Origin of the sequence: Azospirillum sp. TSO22-1, assembly GCF_003116015.1 — a bacterium.
Lineage (GTDB): Bacteria > Pseudomonadota > Alphaproteobacteria > Azospirillales > Azospirillaceae > Azospirillum.
The window spans coordinates 1-2,744 of sequence record NZ_LGQZ01000217.1 but is presented as its reverse complement, the minus strand read 5'-3'; the positions used below and the strand labels follow the sequence as shown (position 1 = coordinate 2,744).

Below are 2,744 nucleotides of genomic sequence, written 5' to 3'. Positions count from 1 at the left end.
TGGTGCCCGACCTGGAGGCCGGCAACATGCTGGCCAAGCAGCTGAGCTTCCTGGCCAACGCCGACGCCGCCGGCATCGTGCTGGGCGCCCGGGTGCCGATCATCCTGACCAGCCGCGCCGACAACGTCCGCACCCGTCTGGCGAGCTGCGCCGTGGCCTCGCTGGTCGCCGCCGCGCGCCGCAAGCCGGCGCTGGCCCTGGCCGCTGAATGAGAGGGGACATCACCATGTCCGCACGCAACGCCTACCTCGTCATCAACGCCGGCTCGTCGAGCCTGAAGTTCTCCGTGTTCCAGGGGCAGGGCCGCGGCGATCTGGAGGCCGTGATCAACGGCCAGATCCAGGGAATCGGCACCGAGCCCAAGTTCGACGCCAAGGACGCCGCCAAGCGCACCCTGGCCGAGTATGCCTGGCCCAAGGACAAGCCCGCCGACCGGCCGGAACTGCTGCGCTTCCTGCTCGACTGGCTGGAGATGCGGCTGGAGGGCGCCACGCTGGTGGCGGCCGGGCACCGGGTGGTGCACGGCGGCACCCGCTTCGCCGCGCCGGTGCGCATCACCCCGGCCGTGCTGGCCGAGCTGGAGGGCCTGATCCCGCTCGCCCCGCTGCACCAGCCGCACAACGTCGCCGCCATCCGCGCGCTGGCCGAGGTGTATCCGGAGCTGCCGCAGGTCGCCTGCTTCGACACCGCCTTCCACCAGACGCAGCCCTGGCAGGCGCAGACCTTCGCCCTGCCGCGCGAACTGACCCAGGAGGGCGTGCGCCGCTACGGCTTCCACGGCCTGTCGTACGAGTACATCGCGCAACGCCTGCCGCAGGTGGCGCCGGAGCTGGCCGACGCCCGCGTGGTGGTCTGCCACCTGGGCAGCGGCGCCAGCCTGTGCGCCATGCGCGCCGGCAAGAGCCAGGACACCACCATGGGCTTCACCGCGCTGGACGGCGTGCCGATGGGCACCCGGCCGGGCAACATCGACCCCGGCGTGCTGATCTACCTGATGCGCGAGAAGGGCATGGACGCCGACGCGCTGGAGAGCCTGTTGTACAAGCGCTCCGGCCTGCTCGGCGTGTCGGGCATCTCCAACGACATGCGCGACCTGCTGGATTCCGAGGCGCCGGCGGCGGCGGAGGCGGTGGAGCTGTTCTGCCACGGTGTCGCCAAGCAGACGGCGGCGCTGGCGGCGTCGATGGGCGGTCTGGACGCGGTGGTGTTCACCGCGGGCGTCGGCGAGCACTCGGCGCCGGTGCGGGCGCGGGTGGCGGAGAAGCTGGGCTGGCTGGGCGTCACGCTCGATGCTGCGGCGAACCGGGCCAAGGCGACGCGGATCTCCGCGGCCGACAGCCGCATCCCGGTCTTCGTCATCCCCACCGACGAGGAGCGCATGATCGCCAGCCACACCCTCGCCGCGCTGGACGGCGCCGCCCTCAGCAAGGCCGCGTGAGATGCAGACGCTCCTGCCCCTGCTCTACTTCGGCGGCCTCGTCGGGTCCGTCCTGACGCTCCGGACGCTGAGCCGGGCGGAGGGCGGGCGGCGCGGCTACGTCTACGCCGCCGCCAGCTCGTCGATGCTGGCGGCGGTGCTGGTCCTCGGCTTCACCGGGTAGAGGGCAGCGCGATGCCTCCGTCAACGGCCACGCCCCGGCGGGAGAGCGCCCGGCAGGGCATCCTCTCGATGCTGGCGGCGATGGTCCTGATGACCGTCATGAACGCGCTGGCCAAGCATCTGGCCGCGCACTACCCGCTGACGGAGGTGACGTTCTTCCGCAACCTCTTCGCCCTGCTGCCAGCCGCCGCCATGGTGGCGGCCGCCGGCGGGCGGGAGTGCCTGCGCACCGGGCACCGGCTGGGTCATCTGTGGCGCGCGGTGGTCGGCCTGACCGCCATGGTGCTGCTGTTCTGGTCCTATCACCTGCTGCCGCTGGCCGACGCGGTGGCGATCTCCTACGCCGCCCCGCTGTTCCTCACCGCGCTGTCGATGCCGCTGCTGGGCGAGCGGGTCGGCCCCTACCGCTGGGGCGCCGTGGCCGTCGGCTTCGCCGGCGTGCTGGTCATGGTGCGGCCGGGGGCCGGGATGCTCGATCCCGGCGCGCTGGTGGCGCTGGCCGCGGCGGTCGCCTACGCGCTGGCGATGATCGCCATGCGCCAGCTCGGCCGCACCGAGCGGCCGGTCACCACGGTGTTCTACTTCACCGTCCTCTCCACCCTGCTGAGCGCGCTGGCCCTGCCCTTCGCCTGGACCACGCCGACGTGGCCGGCGCTCGGCCTGATGGCGCTGATGGGGCTGGCCGGCGGCGGGTCGCAGTACTTCAGCACCCGCGCCTACGCGCTGGCCCCGGCGGTGGTGATCGGGCCGTTCAGCTACTCCGGGCTCATCTGGGCGATGCTGCTGGGCTGGCTGGCCTGGGGCGACGTGCCGGGCCCGGCCATGCTGGCCGGCGCCGGCATCGTCGTCGCCAGCGGCTTCTTGATCCTGCTGCGCGAGGCGCAACGCGCCAAGGTGATCCCGGAAGCGGAGCCCATCCGCCTGCCCCGGACCGGCGGCGCCCGCCCCTGCTGAGACGAATCGCCTCATGCCGGCCGCGGCCGTGCAGAAGGTGCTTGCGTTCTAAACTGATATATTAGTATACTTCCCCCATCCAAAGCTGGAGACACCATCATGTCTGTACGGGTTGCGATCAACGGGTTCGGCCGCATCGGCCGTCTGGTTCTGCGGGCGATCTACGAGAGCGGGCGCACCGACGTCGAGG

At 72.1% G+C, this 2,744-nt stretch carries 4 protein-coding genes and 1 pseudogene; all 5 read left to right on the top strand.

Features of this window, described 5'->3' with window-relative positions; genetic code table 11:
• Positions 1 to 212, top strand: a pseudogene (locus TSO221_RS34235) (phosphate acyltransferase); the annotation flags it as partial.
• Between the two features lie 14 nt (positions 213 to 226).
• A complete protein-coding gene (locus tag TSO221_RS34230; protein ID WP_109122921.1) occupies positions 227 to 1,438 on the top strand; it encodes an acetate/propionate family kinase in 1,212 nt (403 codons plus the stop codon).
• A gap of 1 nt (position 1,439) precedes the next feature.
• The gene (locus TSO221_RS35825) at positions 1,440 to 1,601 is read left to right on the top strand and encodes a hypothetical protein (protein ID WP_158284302.1); all 162 of its coding nucleotides are present in this window, start codon (positions 1,440 to 1,442) and stop codon (positions 1,599 to 1,601) included.
• 11 nt (positions 1,602 to 1,612) lie between these two features.
• Complete coding sequence (locus tag TSO221_RS34225) at positions 1,613 to 2,554, top strand: DMT family transporter (RefSeq protein ID WP_247878398.1); 942 nt, start codon at positions 1,613 to 1,615, stop codon at positions 2,552 to 2,554.
• Between the two features lie 99 nt (positions 2,555 to 2,653).
• On the top strand, positions 2,654 to 2,744 hold a 91-nt coding region (locus tag TSO221_RS34220), incomplete at its 3' end, for a glyceraldehyde 3-phosphate dehydrogenase NAD-binding domain-containing protein (RefSeq protein ID WP_146209003.1).